The sequence below is a fragment of the Mixta sp. genome, from assembly GCF_024610815.1.
Lineage (GTDB): Bacteria > Pseudomonadota > Gammaproteobacteria > Enterobacterales > Enterobacteriaceae > Mixta > Mixta calida.
In genome coordinates this window covers 1-1,578 of sequence record NZ_JANION010000074.1, presented here as the reverse complement: position 1 = coordinate 1,578, position 1,578 = coordinate 1, and the positions used below count along the sequence as shown (strand labels likewise).

Below are 1,578 nucleotides of genomic sequence, written 5' to 3'. Positions count from 1 at the left end.
CTTCATCATCCAACAACATCGCGTCGCCCTGTGCGGCCAGCGCCAGGTTATACGGGTCGTTGCTTGATTCCATAGCGTTGAAAATCGCCAGCGCCAGTTCGTTTTCACTGTCCGGGTTACGACACAGCAGGTACTGCGTATCCGGCAGCACCGGCAGCCCTTCCGCCGCGCCCATTACGCGCAGTTCAGGACTCATCATTTCTACCGGACGCGCGGTCACGCCCAGACCCGCTTTCACCGCCGCGCGTACGGCCGCCAGCGTTGACGCGACGTAAGAGATACGCCACGGAATGCCCGCTTCGTTAAGATGGTCGATCGCCATATCGCGATAAGGGCTTGGCTCATCCAGCAGCACCAGAGGAATCGCTTCGCCGCGCTGGAAGATATAATCGGCGGCGCAATACCATAGCGTCGGCGACGTGCGCAGCACCTGATGAGTAAAAGCGCCTGGGCTGGAGGTGGTGACCACCAGGTCAACTTCGCCCTGGTTCAGCATCTCCATCATAAACGGGTTGCGTTTTACGCGAACGTCGATCGCCAGCTTCGGATAGACAGAGGTTACGCGGTTCAGCAGGAACGGCAAAATCGTATCTGATGTATCATCGGACGCGCCGATGGTCAGAACGCCCTGCACGTTGCTGTACATCAGCGAGGTACAGGCTTCGTCATTAAAACGTAAGATTTTTCGGGCATAACCGAGCAACTGAATGCCATGCTCGGTCAGCAGCTTGTTACGGCCATGGCGAGCAAACAGCTCTTTGCCCACCAGCTGCTCCAGACGCTGCATCTGCTGGCTCACCGCCGACTGCGTTCTGCAGACGGCGGCCGCCGCGGCAGCAAAGGTGTTGAGATCGGCGACTGCTACGAAGGTTCTCAGCAGATCGAGATCGAGATTGAGTATCGGACGATTTGCACTAGTCATATTTTTTTCTTCACTTATAAGTTTTTAAGAACAACTACCCTGGTGTTACTTCCGTCGATCAAATGTCAAACGGAGATAAAGCTGGCAAAAATGACGTTTCCCGTCAGGAAACGACAGCTTTAAACTGTAAAAATGAAAAGCTGCTATTCACTCTACTGCTGAAGGAGATGCATACAACTCCGCCAGTGCCGTCAGTATTTTAGGTTGACAATCATTGAGCGCATACGCGCTGAACCTGAACGCCAAACGCGTCCTGCTTATTGATGGAAACCGAGCTAACTTCAGGCGAGCTAACTTCGGGGCCGCTGGTTCATAACTTCAATATGGCACGTCAGCAAAACTGCATAACGCAAAAACATAATAACCAACCGGACTTAACCTTTACTGACGCCGCTGCAGCTTTTAGCCGCAGTCTGACGTACTTATTTTTGTCACAAAGCCCGTTGATGGATATCCTGCCACAACGACGCTTACTTTTTAAGCCCCAATCGCATTTTTCTTATCAATAAAGCACCATTTTAGCATTAATACGCCTTTTTCCCTGGATTGCTTTTTGCCCTCCCTCGCCTGAAAAGCATCCTGTTGTGCGACAGGATAGATGATGAGCGGAAGGTGTCGAAAAAGAGAACGCGATGGATCGTTCTGCGCTTTTCAGG

Annotated in this window: 1 protein-coding gene; it reads right to left on the bottom strand. The window is 52.2% G+C overall.

The features are described from left to right. A partial coding sequence (lrhA, locus tag MYY08_RS04455) for a transcriptional regulator LrhA (protein ID WP_288013462.1) occupies positions 1 to 922 on the bottom strand: 922 nt, incomplete at its 3' end. Between the last annotated feature and the right edge of the window lie 656 nt (positions 923 to 1,578).